The organism is Leucogemmata humicola, assembly GCF_055379415.1.
This window is the reverse complement of sequence record NZ_AP040875.1, coordinates 2886387-2902933: the sequence shown is the minus strand read 5'-3', so window position 1 is coordinate 2902933 and position 16547 is coordinate 2886387. Positions and strand designations below refer to the sequence as shown.

Here is a 16547-nt window from a genome sequence, read left to right as displayed (position 1 = left end):
GACCTTCGTTCCCGTGTTATCCGAGCTCGATCAGCTCACGCGTGAAGCTCGTGAGGATCTTTGCACCCTGCGGCCCCAGAAAAACGTCGTCCTCAATACGAACGCCGCCCCACCCTGGCCGATAGATTCCCGGCTCGATCGTCACCACTGCGCCTTCGGCCAACACGCCTTCGGCCGTTCGTGCCAGCCGCGGCGCCTCGTGCACCTCGAGTCCGAGACCGTGGCCAAGGCTGTGACCGAACAAGTCGCCGTACCCGCGCTGCTCAATGTAGTCGCGAGCGATGGCGTCGGCATCCCGTCCGGTCATTCCGGCGCGAACGCGACGTGCCGCGCTTTCGTTAGCCACTCGAACGACTTCATAGACCTCCCGCTGCTCTGCCGACGCCCGCCCAACCACCACCGTTCGCGTCACGTCCGAGCAATAGCCCTGCGTCTCAGCCCCATAGTCGAGAAGAAGGAAATCACCCGACTCGATTACACGACTCGATGACCGCGCGTGCGGTAGCGCCGAGCGCGGCCCCGAAGCGATGATCGATGGAAACGGAAAGCCTTCGCTTCCCTCGTCACGCAGCGCCTTCTCGAGCACTCCAGCTACCTGAAGCTCCGTCATGCCGACGCGCACTTCGGGAAGCGTGCGCGCGAGTGCGCGCGTCGCAATACCGTTCGCCACTTCGATCAACGCTAGCTCGCCGGGATCCTTTCGCTCCCGTAGAACCTCGACGAGATCAGTTGTCGGGCGCCACTGCCAGCGTGCGCCCGCCTCGAGCAAACGCTGAAAGTCCCGGTGTAGCAAATGGCCCGACTCGAAACCGATCACCTCTAGGTGCGACAGCGCCGCCAGCTGCTGCCACAGACCAGTCCACAGACTCTGTGGCTCAATAGAAATGCGCGCAAGGTCGCCCACCTCGTCGCCAACCTGCGTCTGGTAGCGGAAGTCGGTGATCAGCACCGCGTCGCGCCCATTCACAAAGAGCAGCGCGCTCGAACCAGAGAAGCCCGTCAGATACCGGATGTTGGGCAGACTCGTAACGAGCAGCCCATCGATATGGGCGGCCGTAAGGCCGTCGGCGAGCGCCGACAGACGGCGACGACGCGGATCAAGCACTGGGTGCGAGCTTGCGCGTCAGACCGCGAAGAGCGAGCTCGTATCCGTACGCCCCAAGGCCTACTACGACGCCGACCGCCGCCGGTGCGAGCATCGAATGCCGACGTTCCGGTTCGCGCGCATAGACGTTCGTGAGATGCACCTCGACGAACGGCAGCTCGACCGCCGTGAGTGCATCGCGAATCGCCAGGCTCGTATGCGTGTATGCGCCCGCGTTGATCACAACGCCGGCCGCCTTGCCACGCAATGCATGAATTGCATCAATGAGTTGCCCCTCGCCGTTGAATTGTGCGAACTCCAATTCCACGCTGAGCTCTTTCGCCACGCTTCGCAGCGATCGCTCAATGTCGGCAAGCGACTCGCGGCCGTACAGGGCTGGCTCGCGAGTTCCCAACAAATTCAGGTTCGGGCCGTTGATGACGGCGATCTTCACGACTTCTTCAGCCCGTTGAGCCAGTTATTGAATTGCGCGATGTCATCGGTGCCGCCCTGCGCGCCGGACGACATCGGATCCGTTCCCGCCTTGGGTGCCGCTTCGGTCATATCGTCCGCGAAGAACTGGTCGAACGAGAACGCTTCACCTTCGGCTTCGGGCCGGGGTGCCGGATTCGACTTGAACACATGATCCAGCGATAGCTCGTCGGCGGCGCGATGTGCCGGCATTCCCTGAAGCGGCGGCGCATCAGGTATTTCCGACGCGAATGCCTGCGCGAGCGTACTCGCCGCGGTGGCATCGCCAACGGATGCGTCTGCGCCAGAGAACAGCGCGTCGATCGATCCGGTGATTGTCTCTGACGACGACGGAGTCGGACGACCGACCGCAGACGCTGCCTCAGCAGCCTCCGTGGCAGCTTCGCGTTCGACGACCATCGGCTCGGCCTCGGGCTCGAACGCGGCGTCGGTCTGTTGCCAATCATTCACATCGGCGCCGAACTGCTCGTCGATGCTCCCGTGAGAATCCGTCGGCGCTGCGGAGGCGCCGAGTGACTGAAATTCCGGGCCGCTAAGATCGATCTCGAGCGTCGTGGCGTCGTATGGCGACTCTTCGAACGTCGGACCGTCGGTCACCGCGTGATCGGCGACGTCGGATTCCGCTAGCGTTGCATCGGACGAATCCACACCGTAGGCGGGCGTTCCGCCGAATGCAGGTGTGGCGCTCCGTGCGGGCGTTCCAAACGCTGGCAAATCGTACGTCGACGCTTCATAGCTCGGCGTGTCGAACTCCGGCGTCCCACCAAAGGATGGCGCGTCGCCGTACGCCGACGTGTCGAACTCCGGCGTCTCACCAAAAGACGGTGCGTCGCCATACGCCGACGTGTCGAACACCGGTTCCTCGAACGCTGAACCCGATGTCTGATCAAAGATTGGTTGATCGAAATCCGGCGAATCGAAGGCAGGAGCATCGATCGTCGCCGTCGACATCGGAGTCGGCGTGCGCTCGCCCGCGAACGACTGATACGCACGCGGCTGCAGAAGTCCGGAGAGGAATTCGCGAATCGTCGGACCGGCTTCGACGGCGGCTTCCTCTGTAGCACCGACTGCGGAAGCACCCTCGATCGCGTCAGCAACGGCGAGCATGCGATCACGCAACTGCTCGTCACCCGGGCGCTGCTCGAGGAGCTTTTGATAGATGTCTAACGCAGCTTCGAGATGACCCTGCTGCAGATACAACTCGGCCATCGTCTCGGTGACGAACGCCTCGGGTTCGGCTTCCTCGACGGCATCGCTCGCTTCACTGAACGATTCGGTGAGCGGCTCACTGAAGAGCACTGCCTCGACGATTGGTTCCGGCTCGACAATCGGTTCTGACTCTACAGTCGGCTCGGCGAAGCTTGCAGCAACGAACTCCTCGTGCAGTTCGGGTTCGGTGATCGATTCGGCGAAGCTCGCGGCGACAAACTCCTCGTGTTGTTCCGCGGGAATATCGACAGCAGGCGTCCACACCGACTCGACCGGAGCCGGAGCTTCTGCAGGCGGCGCGAACGACGACTCAAAGTCCTGGCTCGACAGCGGCGACTCGGTCTCCGCATAGAACGGCTCGACGCCAGCCGGCGTATCCGTTGCTAGCTCGGCGCTAAAGCCGAACGCGGGATCGCTAAACGACTCGAGTCCATCAATCGCCAACGTATCGTGCGGCTCCGACAGGCTCGGCGTCGTTCCGTCATCCGGAAGGCCCAGTGCGATGTCGGTAGCAAATGCTTCGGGCGGAAGCGGCGGCGGCTCGTCGCTCTCAGGCGACTCAGGCGCCGCAACAGAGGCGATGGCGTATGGGTCGGCCTCGAATGGCGTCTCGTCGCCGCTGCGCTCGATATGAATACTCTCAGACGCGACGCTGTCCGGCTGAGCCGTTTCCGAGCGGAAGGACTCCGCTTCGAACGTCTCAGTGACGGCGTCGAACACCGGCGCAGTTTCAACGAACCCTTCGATGTTCGCCGGCTCTTGCGCGGGCGTTTCGACCGGCGCCGATACGAGCGACGACAGGGGCACGTCGCCAACGCTGAAGTCGTTCAGGTCGAGGAGTTCGTCGTCGGGAATCGCTTCGCGTGAACGGCGAATCTCGGGCTCCGGCTCTGGCTGACGCTCGGCGAGCTGGCTGAGCTCCGGACCCACGGCTAAACCCGAGCCGTCGTCCGATCTCTCCACTGGAAACGCAGATTCGCTCCCCGAAATCGCCGTCGACTGAAAGCCGCTCTCGATTCCTGGAACGACGTCGGTACCCAACGGGGTTCCTCCGCTTGCGATCGCGGGCTGCGACTCGTGCGGCGTGGTCAACACGGTGAGCATGATCTGCGCGATTTCTTCGTTGCGCGGATCGGCTTCCAGCACGCGTTGATACCAGGATCTCGCGCCCCGGAGATCGCCACTCTGCCGCGCGATGTCGCCGAGGTGGCGAAGGGCGATCAGGTTTTCTGGGTCGAGCGACAGTGCGGTCTCGAAAACGGCACGGGCCTCGTCAAAGCGGGCCTGCTCGAACAGCGCCTGGCCATAGACGATGTGGCCGCTCATGTGCCCCGGCTGCTGCGGCAGATACTCCTGGCAAATGAAGATGGCCTGTTCGAGATCGCCCGCCTTTCGATACTCGTTGGCAAGGGGCGCGAAATAGCGCCGCGGGTTCTCGTCGAACTTCTTACGGAGCTCGTCGATTCGAGCCGAACTGGCCATTGAATGCCCTCGATGCAGAGTCACGAGCCTGAGCCTAAGCCCCGGACCGGGTTGAAAGCGGATAATACATGAGTTGGACGGAGACCGTCAATCAGAAGTCACATCCTCACTTGATTTTAGCCCGCGTTGGCATCTAACATTACAAGCTTCGCTCGATCGGATTTCCCCGGTCTTTTTCCGTCCCCTCCAGCGCTACGGAGTTTCATCCCGTGCTGCAACAGATGCGCGGCTTGGCGAAATACATTTGGGTGATCGTCGCCCTTGTTTTCGTCGGTGGCTTCCTCCTGTACGAAACGTCGGGCCTCATGGGCCGTACCCCAGTCACCGCTTCAACGGCGGTGGCGGTCGTCAACGGGCACGAGATCCCCTACAACGTTTACATCGCCCGAGTCCAGAACGAGGTCCAGACCGCGCAGCAGCGCGATCCGGGACGCTCGCTGTCACAGGATGACAACCGGCGGATCGAGAACGGCGTCTTCGATCAGATGGTCGCTGAGCTGCTGCTCCAGGATCAGTACCGGAAGCGCGGTATCGTCGTGAGCGACGATGAAGTCCGCGAATTCGCGCGGTATGCCCCGCCCCAGTGGATCACCAGCGCGCCGGAACTGCAGACGAACGGCCGCTTCGATCCCGAGAAGTATCAGCGCTACCTTGGCAGCGCTCAGGCGCGTCAGAGCGGTTTGCTGGTGCAGCTCGAGAACTACTACCGCAGCGAGATCCCCCGCGAGAAGCTCTTCGATCAGATCTCGTCGGGCACATACGTCACGGATGCCGAACTGTGGCGCGCGTGGCGCGATCAGCACGACAGCGCGCAGGCGAGCTACGTTTCGTTCCTTCCCACGCCGGATTCAGCGGCGGCGAAGGCGATTTCCGACAGCGACCTCCGCGCGTACTTCGACCAGCACAAGGCCGATTTCCAGGGCACTGCTCGGGCGAGCCTCACGGTGGTCATGATCCCGAAGACGATCACGGCGGCAGACACGGCGGCAGCGCGCGCCAAGGCCGCGGCGATTCGTGAAGAGATCGTGAAGGGCGCCAAGTTCGAAGACGTCGCCAAGCGTGAGTCGGCGGACAGCGTCTCCGGCCAGCAGGGCGGCGACCTCGGCAAGGGCGGTAAGAACCGCTTCGTGCCGGAGTTCGAGAAAGCCGCGTATGCGCTCAAGGTTGGCGAGCTCTCGCAGCCGCTGCTTACGCCATTCGGCTTCCACATCATTCGCGTCGACGAGCACAAGGGTGACACGCTCTCGCTCCGCCACATCCTGATTCCGATTCGCGCGGCTGATTCCACGACCGCTCGCGTTGACGCGGAAGCGGATACGCTGTCGCGTAGAGCCGCGAACAGCGATCAGGGCGCCAAGCTCGACACGGTTGCTCGCCGTTTCGGCCTGCCGACAATGCACGTGCAGGCATTCGAAGATCAGCCTGCGGTGCTGGCCGGTCGCGTCATTCCGAGCGTGAGTGCCTGGGCATTCGGCGGTGCCAAGGTTGGCGAGACCAGCGACCTGTACGACGACGAGAACGGCTACTACTTGGCTCGCCTCGACTCGTTGCACGGCGGCGGCGAACCGAAGTTCGACAACGTGAAGGAAGAGATTCGGACGCGCGTCGCGCTTCAGCGCGCCATCGAGAAGCTCGTTCCAGAGGCGCAGAAGCTTGCGACCGCTGCAGCGGGTAGCACGCTCGAGTCGGCAGCTCAGCAGGCGAATAAGAAGGTCGAGACGACGCCGATGTTCACGCGCTCGTCTCTCGTTCCGGGACTCGGCCAGTTCACCGAGCCCATCGGTGCTGCGTTCGCGCTTCCAGTTGGCGCGGTAAGCCAGCCGGTGAAGTCGGAGGATGGCGTGTACGTCCTTCGCCTCGACAAACGCGTGCTCGCTGACAGCGCGGAGTGGGTCAAGCAGAAGCCCGCACAGAAGGCGATGCGCATGCAGCAGCTCCGCCAGCAGCGCATCCAGATGTTCTTGCAGGACATTCGGAAGGCCGCCAAGGTCGACGATCGCCGCAAGGACATTCAGGCAGCCACGCGACGCGCTCAGACCTGAGCGCAGTCGCTGGGCACGGCTCCTAGAAACGACGAAGGGCGGACCAATTGGTCCGCCCTTTTCGTTTGCCCGTCCTCGTGGTTCGCGCGATGTGCAGCGTTAGATCAGGCGCTTCGGCTCGGGGCGAACTGCCTCTTCGTGCGCGGTGTTGACCGACGGATCGCCGGCGCCGAGGCGGTCGGACGAGCGCGAATCGCGAAGCGGCTCGCGAACTTCGCGATCGACGTCGCTGATGTTCTTCTTGAACTCGCGAATGCCCTTCCCGATGGATGCTCCGATCTCAGGTACGCGCCGGGCGCCAAAAAGCACCAGCACGATGACCAGGATCATCAACAGTTCGGTGAACCCGAGATTGCCGAAATTCATAACGACTCCTAGAAGAGCGAACGGGCGATGAGGTATGCGACGAGCACGCCTACAAGACTAAGCAAAGATACGTCGAGTGCTATCCCGAAAGAAAACTTGACGAGCCCCAGATCGACCGGCAATGGCCCGATCGAAGGTGTGACGCCGGCCGTGAGAAACTGTTTGGCCGCGCCTGCGGGAAAGAGGATGCGGGCCGCCTGTTGAATGACGGCTCCGACCACAAACCCGATGGCCAGGACCAGAGCGTGAAACCCCGGTCGGTGCTTGGATGATCCGCGAATTGCCATTTATGACCGTCGATCCATGACGTAAGCGATCGCGTCCGTCAGCGCCGACCGGACAGGAGACTCTGGGAGGACGTGGAGCGCCTGCTCTGCGTCGTGGGCGAACTGTTCGCCGCGCCGACGCGCGTAGTCGATTCCACCAGCTTCCGACACGATCCCGATGACCTCGGCAATAGCCTCGTCTTCGGGGTTTTCCGCAGCAAAAAGCTGGTCGATTCGACTGCGTGCTGCGGGTGTAACATGGGGCAGCGCGGCAATCAGCGGCAGCGTCACCTTGTGTTCTCGGAGATCCAGACCGCCTGGCTTTCCGGTTACCGACTCGTTCCCAGTATAATCGAGAATGTCGTCGGCGATCTGGAACGCCATGCCCAGGCGATCGCCGAAGTCGCGCAGCGGCTGCCGGAATTCAGGCGCACCACAGAGTGCACCACTCTCACAGGCGCCAGAAATGAGCGATGCAGTCTTGGCGCGGATCAGGTGGCAGTAGTCCTCTTCCGTGAACTCGAGCGTATCAACGGCCGCCAATTGGCGCATCTCGCCAATCGTGAGCTCGTTTGCCACGTCCGTCACGATGCGCATGATCTCGAGGTCGTTCATACGCACGAGCGCAGTGAGGGCACGGGAGTAGAGGAAATCTCCCATGATCACAGAGATCTGGTGGCTGAACAGCGAGTTCACTGTCGGAAGACCGCGGCGCAACACCGAATGGTCGACGGAGTCGTCGTGCACGAGCGTCGCGAGATGCATGAGTTCGACGACCGCGGCGAGCGTGACAACCCTCGACTCCGAGCGATCCGCAGCGCGGCTGCACAGCAGCGCCAGCGTCGGCCGAAACATCTTTCCGCGCATCTGCAGCAGATGACCGCTCACCTCGCGGATCAGCGGCAGATCGTCCGTGACGATGCGCTGCATCTCGACGACGACTGCTTCGAGCCCGTCGTGAACCGGAGCCTGGATCTCGCGCAACGCGTTCGTCGCGGGACTACGGGTGCGTGCGGCAACACCGCTCATTGGGCGACCCGTTCCAATTCGCTCAAACGGTCGGCAGTGTCGCGGAACTGAATGTCGAGAACAAACACGCGTTGATAGTAGGTCACGGCGTCGGTGGCGAGTCCTTGTGCTTCAGCAGAGCGGCCGAGGAGATACAGCACTCCCACCAACTGCTCCTCGGGCGCGCGCTCGTTCAGCGCGCGTGAAAGAATCGACGATGCAAGCTTGTACTGCGACTTCTCGAGGAAACACTGACCGAGCGCCTCGTACGTTGGCAGGCGGTTGGTCGGACTTCCCAGTGCCTTCTGGAACTCGGCAATGGCTTCGTCAAGGAGACCCATCTCCTTGAACGCGATTGCGAGATCATAATGGCTCTGATAGTCCTCGGGGTCGACGTTTTCGGCAACACCCTGCTTGAATTTACGCAGCATGTCGGCGAAATCGGCCTCTTCATCGCCAGTCGGCTCCTGCTCGTCCACCACCATGCGCGTGTCCCTCGGCACCGCATCGCCACGCAACCAATCGCCGAGGTTGACGAAGCTGTCACTCGACGCACCCGCTGGCTTCGATTCCGCGGGCGCAGCGTTGATCGACGAGCGTCGCTGCGTCGACGAACGACTGTCTGACGGCTCGGGAAGCGGCTCTGGTTCCGACGTGGACAGCGAGTCGAGCCCACCACGAGCGCGAACATCGTCCGGGGCGAGATCGAGCACGCGCTGATACACGGTGCGCGCCTTGTCTGCCTGATCCGACGCGAGGAGCGCGTCGGCGAGTGAGACGTATGCCTCGATGAGCCGCGCACGGTCGTTCGTGCGGAAGGCGTATTCGACGCGCTTCTGATGGTGCCGCACGACATCGGGTTCGAGTCGCGCAATCTCTTCAGCCAACGACGACGCGAGGTCGAGATCACCGAAACGCTCGGCTCCGTTCATCGCGACTTCGAGTTCCGCGAGTCCGTCATCGCGGTGGCCTGCCTCGAGCATCGCTTCCGCGAGTTCGCGTCGCAGCGACCAGTTATCGGGATCTCCATCCACGGACGCGTGCAGGATCTCGACGGAGCGCTCTGCCACCATCGTCGAACGGCGAGCAACCGACGGCGTGGGAACCGTCGCGTCTTCCTCCTCGAACGTGAGGCTCTCGGTGTTCAGGTCGACGGTCGATTCGTTGTCGAGCGACTCGGCCTCTACGCGATCCATCAGATCCGACATCATGCCGAGCGCCGGATCCTCGATCAGCTCGAGGTCGGCGGTCATCGGCAGGCCCTCGCGCGGCTTCGGAACGCTCGGAGTCGACCGCGGCGTGAGCTCAGGCAGTTCGAGGTCCATCAGCGGTAGGCCGTCGAGCGCGACGCGCGTGGTGTTCGGCGTTGGGCGCACTGGCGTCGCCGTGCGTCCCGGCGGCGTCGTTTGAATCGGCGGAGTTGTCAGCGACGATAGATCGAAGTCGATGGACGGCGCCTCGGCTTCGGCCACGGGCTCGTCGCCCGGCATGACGAACTCGAGATCCTCGTCGAAGGCAAGCGAGTCGTCGACTACAGAATCCTCATCGATCGTCGCCTCCGCGCTCGATAGCTCGATGAGATCGACGAACTCCGGCTCCTCGGTCACGATGTCGGAGGACATCGGCGTGAGCGATGCGAAAGTCGTTTCGACGACGTCCGTGGACATCGGCGTGAGACTTGGCAACGACTCTTCGACGATGTCGGTCGACATCGGCGTCGGCTGCAGTGGCACTGCGAACGACTCTTCGATAAACGCCGACGACACCGGTGTCGGTGGGACCGTGAGCTCGTCTTCGACCACTTCAGACGACAGCGGCGTCGGCTCGACGATCGGTTCGTCAACGATCGCAGTCGCAAGCGGCGTCGGAGCGCGAAGCGGCTCATCGAGCGAGAGCAACGCCAACGGCACTTCAACCGGCGCGTCCTCCTGCTCCGCTTCGGCCGGCTCCTCGTCCACCGTCGGCTCGATGATGAACAGCGACGACGTCGGCGTCGACTTCATCACGCCCAGCGACTCGTCGGCACTCATCACGTCGCTGAGCGGATCGTCGATGACGGGAGTCGACATGGGCGTACCGATGTCGATGTCGGCGCTGATGAGAGGAATCTCAACAACCGATTCGCCAATCACATCTTCGATCTCAGGCTCGATCTCGAGCGTGGGATCGAGCGCAGACTCCAACTGTACCGCGGCCTCTGGCGCGCGACCCACCGGCGCGGGAGGCGTGATCTGTCGCGCGTACGAGCCGCTCCCAGACGGCGTGTCCAGATCGATGAAAATCAGATCGCCGGAGGTCGTCTTGCGCCGGCCGCCGCCCGATGACCGTGGCTCGACCGATGGATCAATGGAGCGCATTCGGGCGGCCGTCGCTGTCGCCTCGGAGGTGCGCCCTTCGGAGTCGTACCGCTCGTGGAGCGTCTGGAGCTGCTCGATGGCCTCGCCCTTCCGATCGGCCTTGGTGAGCTGCTCGGCGAGCATGAGACGGATTTCGTCCTGGTCCGGACAAAGGTCCGCGAACTCTTTCAGCGCACGGAAGGCTTCGTCGACCTTGCCGGCCTTCTGCATTCGGTCGGCGTACTCGAGGAAATTGACCTTCGCGTCGTTCTTGAACCCCTTCTGCGCGCTGATCTTCCCGAGCTTGTAATACACGCTCGCCCGGCCGGGGGAATGCCGTAAGATCTTGTTACACAACGCGATAGCGTTGTTAAAGAACCCTGTTTCTCCGTACCGGTCGACGGCCTGTTCGTAGTAATCGACGGCGTCGGCGACGTTTCCCTGGCGGAGGAGCAGATCCCCAACGCGGTTGAAAAGCGCCACATCCAGCTCGCTCGCGTTCTGATCGAACGAATCGAGGAGCTTTATGTAGATGGCCAACGCCTTGTCGAATTGCTTCTTGAGCTCGAGTTCGGCGGCCTGCTTTTTCAGCTTTGCGACGTTGGACATCAGCGCCTGATATGGTCCGATCGAACCCGCGACGGCTGGGCCGAACCAGGAAAAGAGGGAGGGTTAAGTTATCGCTAAGTCACTCGTGTGACAAGCTTTGCCTCGCACGTAGGTCGCTACACATCTGTTGTCACCGTACCAGTATGGCAGCTCCCGAACGTCACGAATGTCGAACAGAGCCAGGTCCGCGGAAAAGCCCGGGGCGATCTGTCCGACGCTATCGGACAGGGCCAACGCAGCCGCTCCGTTCACCGTGGCTCCTATCAAGACCTCAGCGACGCTCAGACGCAACTGACTGACTCCCAAAGCGAGGATCAGGGGCAGGTTGGGCGTGGGCGATGTGCCCGGATTGAAGTCGGTTGCCAGGGCGATTGGGACGCCGGCATCCACGAGCCGGCGGGCGGGGGCCTGCTTGCTCTTCCCGAGAAAGAGCATGGTCCCTGGGAGAAGCGTGGCCACGGTCGATCCCTGCCCCAGGGCAGCGATTCCGTCGTCCGAAATGGCCGCCAGGTGATCGGCGGAGGTAGCCCCGAGCGACGCCGCCAACTCCGCCCCGCCGCACGACGTGAGTTCGTCGGCGTGCAGCTTGATCAGCAAGCCAGCATCGCGAGCCGCGGTGAGAATCGCCCGGCTTTCCTGGACGCTGTATACGCCCGTTTCGCAGAACACGTCGGCGAAGCGCGCCAGCTTCCCAGCGGCGACCGCAGGAATCATCTCGTGAATGACGAGTCGCACGTACGCCTCACGCGACGCCGCCGACTCGCGATGCTCGAGCGGAATTTCGTGGGCGCCGAGGAAGGTGGGGACGATGCGCATTGGCAGCGCAGCGCCGAGCCGCGAGATCACGCGCAACGTCTTGAGTTCGTCGTCGAGTGACAGTCCGTAGCCCGACTTCACTTCGACGGTAGTCGTGCCGAACGCCGCGAGGCGGCGCAGTCGAGCGTGCGCGAGCTCGAACAGCGCGTCTTCCGAGCGCGTGCGAAGATCGCGCACCGACGAATGAATGCCACCTCCGCGCCGAGCGATCTCCATGTAATCGAGACCGGCGGCGCGCATCTCCTGCTCTTCGTACCGCGGACGACCAAACACGCCGTGCGTGTGCGAGTCGACGAGGCCAGGCATCAACACACGCTGCCCGCAGTCGATCTCGGTCGCCGCGGGAAACCGTTCGGCCAACGACTGTGCGGTGTCGATCGCAACGATCTTCCCGTCCTCGACGGCAACCGCGACGCCGGTGCGAATTCCGGCATCGCTCATCTCGGAGCCTCGTCGCGCGCGTGCCGGGCCGGCACAGGTCACGACCTGCGACGCATTGACGAACAGGAGCGGCGTCGGCGACATGGTCATGCCATCACGTCCCGGACGCGCGAGAGCCGGAGCGGAGCCTGCGCCTCTCCCCGGCATGCGTAATAGCACGCATTACAGTTCACAGGTTCGTATTGTTTGAACTCACGCCAGTGAAAATCCGTGGGGAAATCGGGGCATCGCTTCACGTGCCCAGTCGGATCGATGTGAATGGTTCGAATTCCCGACTGACAGGGTTCGCGCAATTCTCCTCGTACGTACCGCGGAATCTGCTCGAGATAGTAGTCCGAATTCGTGATGATGCCGCGGCGACGCTTCTTGAACGCCAGCAACTCACTGACCACTCCGTCGAGTTCGGCGAACGTTCGATCGTCGACGAGATAGTCGCGATTTCCGTTCTTCGCGTCGGTGTACACGCTGAAGTTCACGCCAACTCCAACCGACTCGGCATATCGCGCCAACGGGAGGATTTGATCGAGGTTGTCGTTCTTGATGACGGTGTTGAACCGAATGTTGTCGATTCCGCGCGCGCGCATTTCGGGAATCGCCGCGAGGATCTTCGCCGACAGACCAGGAATTCCGCGGGCCGCATCGTGACGCTCGTCGAGATAGTCGAGCGAGATGTTGAACTGATTGATCCCGGCGTCCCAGAGTGATAGCGCGCGCTCCGGCGTGAGCATAGCGCCGTGCGTAATGAGCGTGACGTACTTGAGACTGATCGCGTGATCGACCTCGGCGACCAGATCCTCGAGGTCGCGACGCAGCGTCGGCTCGCCACCGGTGAAGGTGACGAGCATTGGATTGAAGAACCGCGCGGCGTCGGCGTAGCTCTTGAGCTCCGTTGCGCGCTGTTCAGAGTCCGTCTTCCAGTAGTCGCAGAAGCCGCAACGGGCGTTACACCGTAGCGTCACTTCGAAGTGGACGAGCACAGGTCGACGACGCGCCGTCAGCCACGCGTACTTTCCGAGAAAGAGCGCGACGTGCCAGGGCTTGAAGCGCGAGGAGAGCAAAAGATCAGAGTTTAGGGTTTGTCCCGCGACATACGTCCCTCAACCGTCGACCTTCGACCCTGAATCCTGTCTCATCGGAATCTGAATTCCCTGCTCTTCTGCTGTGCGAATCGCACTGTCGTAACCGGCGTCGACGTGCCGAGCGACGCCGATGCCGGGGTCGTTGGTGAGAACGCGCTGGAGACGAACACGCATTTCCGGTGTGCCGTCGGCCACGATCACCTGGCCCGCGTGCAACGAATTGCCAATACCGACGCCGCCGCCGTGGTGGAATGAGACCCACGACGCGCCACTCGCCGTATTCAACAGCGCATTCAGAATCGGCCAATCAGCAATCGCATCGCTTCCGTCCTTCATCGCTTCCGTTTCTCGGAAAGGCGACGCAACGCTGCCGGTGTCGAGATGGTCGCGACCAATCACGATCGGCGCGGACAGCTCTCCGCTCGCGACGAGGTCGTTCAGGGCGACACCGAAGCGGGCGCGCTCGCCCTGACCGAGCCAGCAGATGCGCGCAGGCAAGCCTTGGAAATGAATACGCTCACGAGCCATCGTGATCCAACGATGCAGGTGCGCATCGTGTGGAAACAGCTCGAGGATCAGTTGGTCGGTTCGCGCGAGGTCTTTGGGATCGCCAGAGAGAGCAACCCAGCGGAATGGACCCTTGCCCTCGCAGAAAAGCGGACGGACGTATTCGGGCACGAAGCCGCGAATATCGAACGCGGCGCTCACGCCATTGTCGAGGGCGACAGTTCGGATGTTGTTGCCGTAGTCGAAGGTGACAGCACCACGATGCTGCATCGTAAGCATGGCTTCGACGTGCGATACGATCGATGCGTTGGCGCGGCGAATGTACTCTTTGGGATCGCTCGCCCGCAGCGCCCGCGCCGCGTCGAGCGAGAGGCCTGCGGGGATGTACCCGTTGAGCGTGTCGTGCGCGCTCGTCTGATCGGTGAGTACATCGGGCGTGACACGACGGCGCACCAATTCCGGCATGATATCGGCGACATTGCCAACGAGTCCCACTGACAGAGCGGCCCCCTTCACCGTCGCCTGTCGAATCCACGCGAGCGCTTCGTCGAGGCTGTGTGTCTTGCGATCGCAGTAGCCGGTCTCGAGTCGCTTGTCGATGCGCGACTCGTCGACATCGATGCCAAGGATCGCCGCGCCATTCATCGTCGCGGCCAACGGCTGTGCGCCGCCCATGCCGCCGAGTCCGGCGGTGAGAACGAAACGTCCAGCGAGGGTTCCGCCGAAGTGCGTGCGAGCAACGGCACCGAACGTCTCGTACGTCCCCTGCAAGATTCCCTGCGACCCGATGTAGATCCACGAACCCGCCGTCATCTGACCGTACATGATCAGACCGGCGCGCTCGAGCTCGCGGAAGTAATCCCAGTTCGCCCAGCGGCCAACGAGGTTGCTGTTTGCGAGCAACACACGCGGCGCAGATTCGTGCGTGCGAAACACGCCAACCGGCTTTCCGCTCTGAATGAGCAAAGTCTCGTCGTTCTCGAGTCGCCGCAACGATGCGACGATTGCATCGAACGCTTCCCAGTTGCGCGCGGCCTTGCCCGTTCCGCCATACACCACCAGATCATCGGGGCGCTCGGCGACATCGGGGTCGAGATTGTTCATCAACATTCGCAGCGCCGCTTCCTGCTGCCAGCCTTTGCACGACAGCGTCGAGCCACGCGGCGCGCGAACCACGCGCGGACCGTGCGTGTCCGACTCTGGTAGGTCCGTCAATGTCGAAGTGCTCATGAAGTACTCATCGGCGAAAAAGACAACTCATCATGTTGAATCGCGGCTGCGAGACGTTCGATATCGCCCGACAGCACGCGGTCTCGCTCCAGCGGCGCGACGAGCTTTCGCACGCCGGCGTGTGCGCGAGCCACCCCGCGCCCCGGTTTGAGCGGTGCGCGATAATCGATTCCCTGCGCGCCGCACATCAACTCGATTGCCAAGACGTAGCGCACGTTGCGCACGACGCGCCGCAGCTTCCACGCGGCGGCCATAGCCATTGGCACGACGTCTTCCTTGCTGCCGTCCGTCGGGATCGTATCGACGCTCGCTGGGTGCGACAGCACTTTGCACTCGCTCGCCAGCGACGCCGCCGTCACCTGCGCCATCATGAAGCCCGAGTTGACACCTGCATCGCGCGAAAGAAACGGCGGCAGGCCCTGATTGAGATCGGGATGCACGAGCCGGTCGATGCGCCGCTCGGAAATCGTGGCCAGGTTCGTCATCGCAATGGCGAGGAAGTCGAGCACCATCGCTACAGACTGGCCATGGAAATTCCCGCCGCTCAGGAGATCGCCTGTCTCGAACACGAGCGGATTGTCCGTCGCTGCGTTGAGCTCGCGACCAATGATACTTGCCGCAAAGTCCATCGCGTCGAGCACCGGACCGTGCACCTGCGGCATGCAGCGGAGCGCATACGCGTCTTGCACGCGAGGATCGTTTTCGCGGTGCGACTCGCGGATCTCGCTGTCGGCGAGCAGTTCACGGAGATACGCCGCCGACGCCGCCTGGCCGAGTTGGCCGCGCACGTCCTGAATACGCGGATCAAACGCGACCGGGGTTCCAAGCAACGCCTCGAGCGACATCGCGCCGGCGACGTGTGCGGCGCGCCAAAGCTGATGTGCGTCCTCGAGCGCCAACGACGCGATCGCCGTGTGCGCCTGCGTCCCGTTGATCAGCGTTAGCCCCTCCTTGGGGCCCAGTTCGATCGGGGCAAGGCCGGCTCTGCGAAGCATCTCCGTTGCCGCGCCCGATTCAGCGCCGCGCGTAAGCGTTCCCTCGCCGATCAGCGACAGCGCGAGATGCGCGAGCGGAGCAAGGTCGCCGCTGGCGCCGACGCTGCCCTGCTCCGGAACTGGCGGATACAACCCGGCGTTCAGCATCGACACGAGTAGCTGGGCCAGATCGAGCCGAGCGCCCGAGTGGCCTTTCGTGATGACGTTTGCCCGCAGGAGCATCATCGCCCGAACTTCGCGTTCCGGCAGGAGGTCGCCGACGCCCGCGGCGTGGCTGCGCACCAGATTGACCTGCAGTTCGGCGAGACGCTCGCGCGGAATGGCGATGTCGGAAAGCTTACCGAAGCCCGTCGTCACGCCGTAGACCGCCGCGTTCTGGTCGACGAGCCGCTGGACGATCCCGCGAGTCACGCCTGCGCGTCGGCCAGCCGTTTCGGCGAGTGTGACCGGCGTTCGGTCGCGAGCAACCGCTACGACCTCGTCCAGCGTCAGCGAATTACCGTCGAGAACTACTTCGTTGTGCATGGCGGAACTTCGACCAGGCCTCCCCACAATTCAAGGGATTGCCTGGTCACGTTCCGCACG

General features: G+C 62.9%; 12 protein-coding genes. 1 reads left to right on the top strand and 11 read right to left on the bottom strand.

All coding sequences use genetic code 11. From position 1 onward, the window contains the following. Positions 1–16: 16 nt before the first annotated feature. The 3 genes from AC6H4Z_RS12020 to AC6H4Z_RS12010 are packed head-to-tail and all read right to left on the bottom strand — an operon-like array spanning position 17 to position 4267. On the bottom strand, positions 17–1105 hold the full coding sequence (locus AC6H4Z_RS12020) for a M24 family metallopeptidase (protein WP_497542210.1): 1089 nt from the start codon (positions 1103–1105) through the stop codon (positions 17–19). Then, on the bottom strand, positions 1098–1538 hold the full coding sequence (aroQ, locus tag AC6H4Z_RS12015) for a type II 3-dehydroquinate dehydratase (RefSeq protein ID WP_497542209.1): 441 nt from the start codon (positions 1536–1538) through the stop codon (positions 1098–1100). Before aroQ ends, AC6H4Z_RS12020 begins: the two co-directional genes overlap by 8 nt. Continuing rightward, on the bottom strand, positions 1535–4267 hold the full coding sequence (locus tag AC6H4Z_RS12010; RefSeq protein ID WP_497546994.1) for a tetratricopeptide repeat protein: 2733 nt from the start codon (positions 4265–4267) through the stop codon (positions 1535–1537). The genes aroQ and AC6H4Z_RS12010 overlap by 4 nt, the downstream gene beginning before the upstream one ends. 209 nt (positions 4268–4476) lie before the next feature. Here AC6H4Z_RS12010 and AC6H4Z_RS12005 point away from each other — a divergent pair, with 209 nt between their 5' ends. Next, a complete protein-coding gene (locus AC6H4Z_RS12005; protein ID WP_497546993.1) occupies positions 4477–6309 on the top strand; it encodes a peptidylprolyl isomerase in 1833 nt (610 codons plus the stop codon). Positions 6310–6408: 99 nt separating this feature from the next. Here the strand turns inward: AC6H4Z_RS12005 and AC6H4Z_RS12000 are convergent, their stop codons facing one another. The 8 genes from AC6H4Z_RS12000 to hutH all read right to left on the bottom strand — a co-directional run bounded on the left by AC6H4Z_RS12000 (position 6409) and on the right by hutH (position 16487). Beyond that, the gene (locus AC6H4Z_RS12000; RefSeq protein WP_497546992.1) at positions 6409–6675 is read right to left on the bottom strand and encodes a Sec-independent protein translocase subunit TatA/TatB; all 267 of its coding nucleotides are present in this window, start codon (positions 6673–6675) and stop codon (positions 6409–6411) included. Positions 6676–6683: 8 nt separating this feature from the next. Then, entirely contained in the window at positions 6684–6962 is a 279-nt protein-coding gene (locus AC6H4Z_RS11995) for a DUF4321 domain-containing protein (RefSeq protein WP_497546991.1), read from the bottom strand. Continuing rightward, complete coding sequence (locus AC6H4Z_RS11990; RefSeq protein ID WP_497546990.1) at positions 6963–7970, bottom strand: polyprenyl synthetase family protein; 1008 nt, start codon at positions 7968–7970, stop codon at positions 6963–6965. After that, the gene (locus tag AC6H4Z_RS11985) at positions 7967–10894 is read right to left on the bottom strand and encodes a tetratricopeptide repeat protein (RefSeq protein ID WP_497546989.1); all 2928 of its coding nucleotides are present in this window, start codon (positions 10892–10894) and stop codon (positions 7967–7969) included. Before AC6H4Z_RS11985 ends, AC6H4Z_RS11990 begins: the two co-directional genes overlap by 4 nt. Before the next feature lie 63 nt (positions 10895–10957). Continuing rightward, complete coding sequence (gene hutI, locus AC6H4Z_RS11980; protein ID WP_497546988.1) at positions 10958–12241, bottom strand: imidazolonepropionase; 1284 nt, start codon at positions 12239–12241, stop codon at positions 10958–10960. Continuing rightward, positions 12238–13209 (bottom strand): radical SAM protein, encoded by a 972-nt coding sequence (locus tag AC6H4Z_RS11975; RefSeq protein ID WP_497546987.1) that lies wholly within the window; start codon positions 13207–13209, stop codon positions 12238–12240. Before AC6H4Z_RS11975 ends, hutI begins: the two co-directional genes overlap by 4 nt. A gap of 39 nt (positions 13210–13248) precedes the next feature. Continuing rightward, a complete protein-coding gene (gene hutU / locus AC6H4Z_RS11970) occupies positions 13249–14967 on the bottom strand; it encodes a urocanate hydratase (RefSeq protein ID WP_497546986.1) in 1719 nt (572 codons plus the stop codon). Then, on the bottom strand, positions 14964–16487 hold the full coding sequence (hutH, locus tag AC6H4Z_RS11965; protein ID WP_497546985.1) for a histidine ammonia-lyase: 1524 nt from the start codon (positions 16485–16487) through the stop codon (positions 14964–14966). Before hutH ends, hutU begins: the two co-directional genes overlap by 4 nt. Between the last annotated feature and the right edge of the window lie 60 nt (positions 16488–16547).

Excerpts from the sequence above, each read along its gene's own strand:
- AC6H4Z_RS12010 (WP_497546994.1), bottom strand. The coding sequence starts at position 4,267 with ATGGCCAGTTCGGCTCGAATCGACGAGCTCCGTAAGAAGTTCGACGAG.
- AC6H4Z_RS12000 (WP_497546992.1), bottom strand. The coding sequence starts at position 6,675 with ATGAATTTCGGCAATCTCGGGTTCACCGAACTGTTGATGATCCTGGTC.
- AC6H4Z_RS11995 (WP_497546991.1), bottom strand. The coding sequence starts at position 6,962 with ATGGCAATTCGCGGATCATCCAAGCACCGACCGGGGTTTCACGCTCTG.
- AC6H4Z_RS11990 (WP_497546990.1), bottom strand. The coding sequence starts at position 7,970 with ATGAGCGGTGTTGCCGCACGCACCCGTAGTCCCGCGACGAACGCGTTG.
- AC6H4Z_RS11985 (WP_497546989.1), bottom strand. The coding sequence starts at position 10,894 with ATGTCCAACGTCGCAAAGCTGAAAAAGCAGGCCGCCGAACTCGAGCTC.
- hutI (WP_497546988.1), bottom strand. The coding sequence starts at position 12,241 with ATGACCATGTCGCCGACGCCGCTCCTGTTCGTCAATGCGTCGCAGGTC.
- hutU (WP_497546986.1), bottom strand. The coding sequence starts at position 14,967 with ATGAGCACTTCGACATTGACGGACCTACCAGAGTCGGACACGCACGGT.
- hutH (WP_497546985.1), bottom strand. The coding sequence starts at position 16,487 with ATGCACAACGAAGTAGTTCTCGACGGTAATTCGCTGACGCTGGACGAG.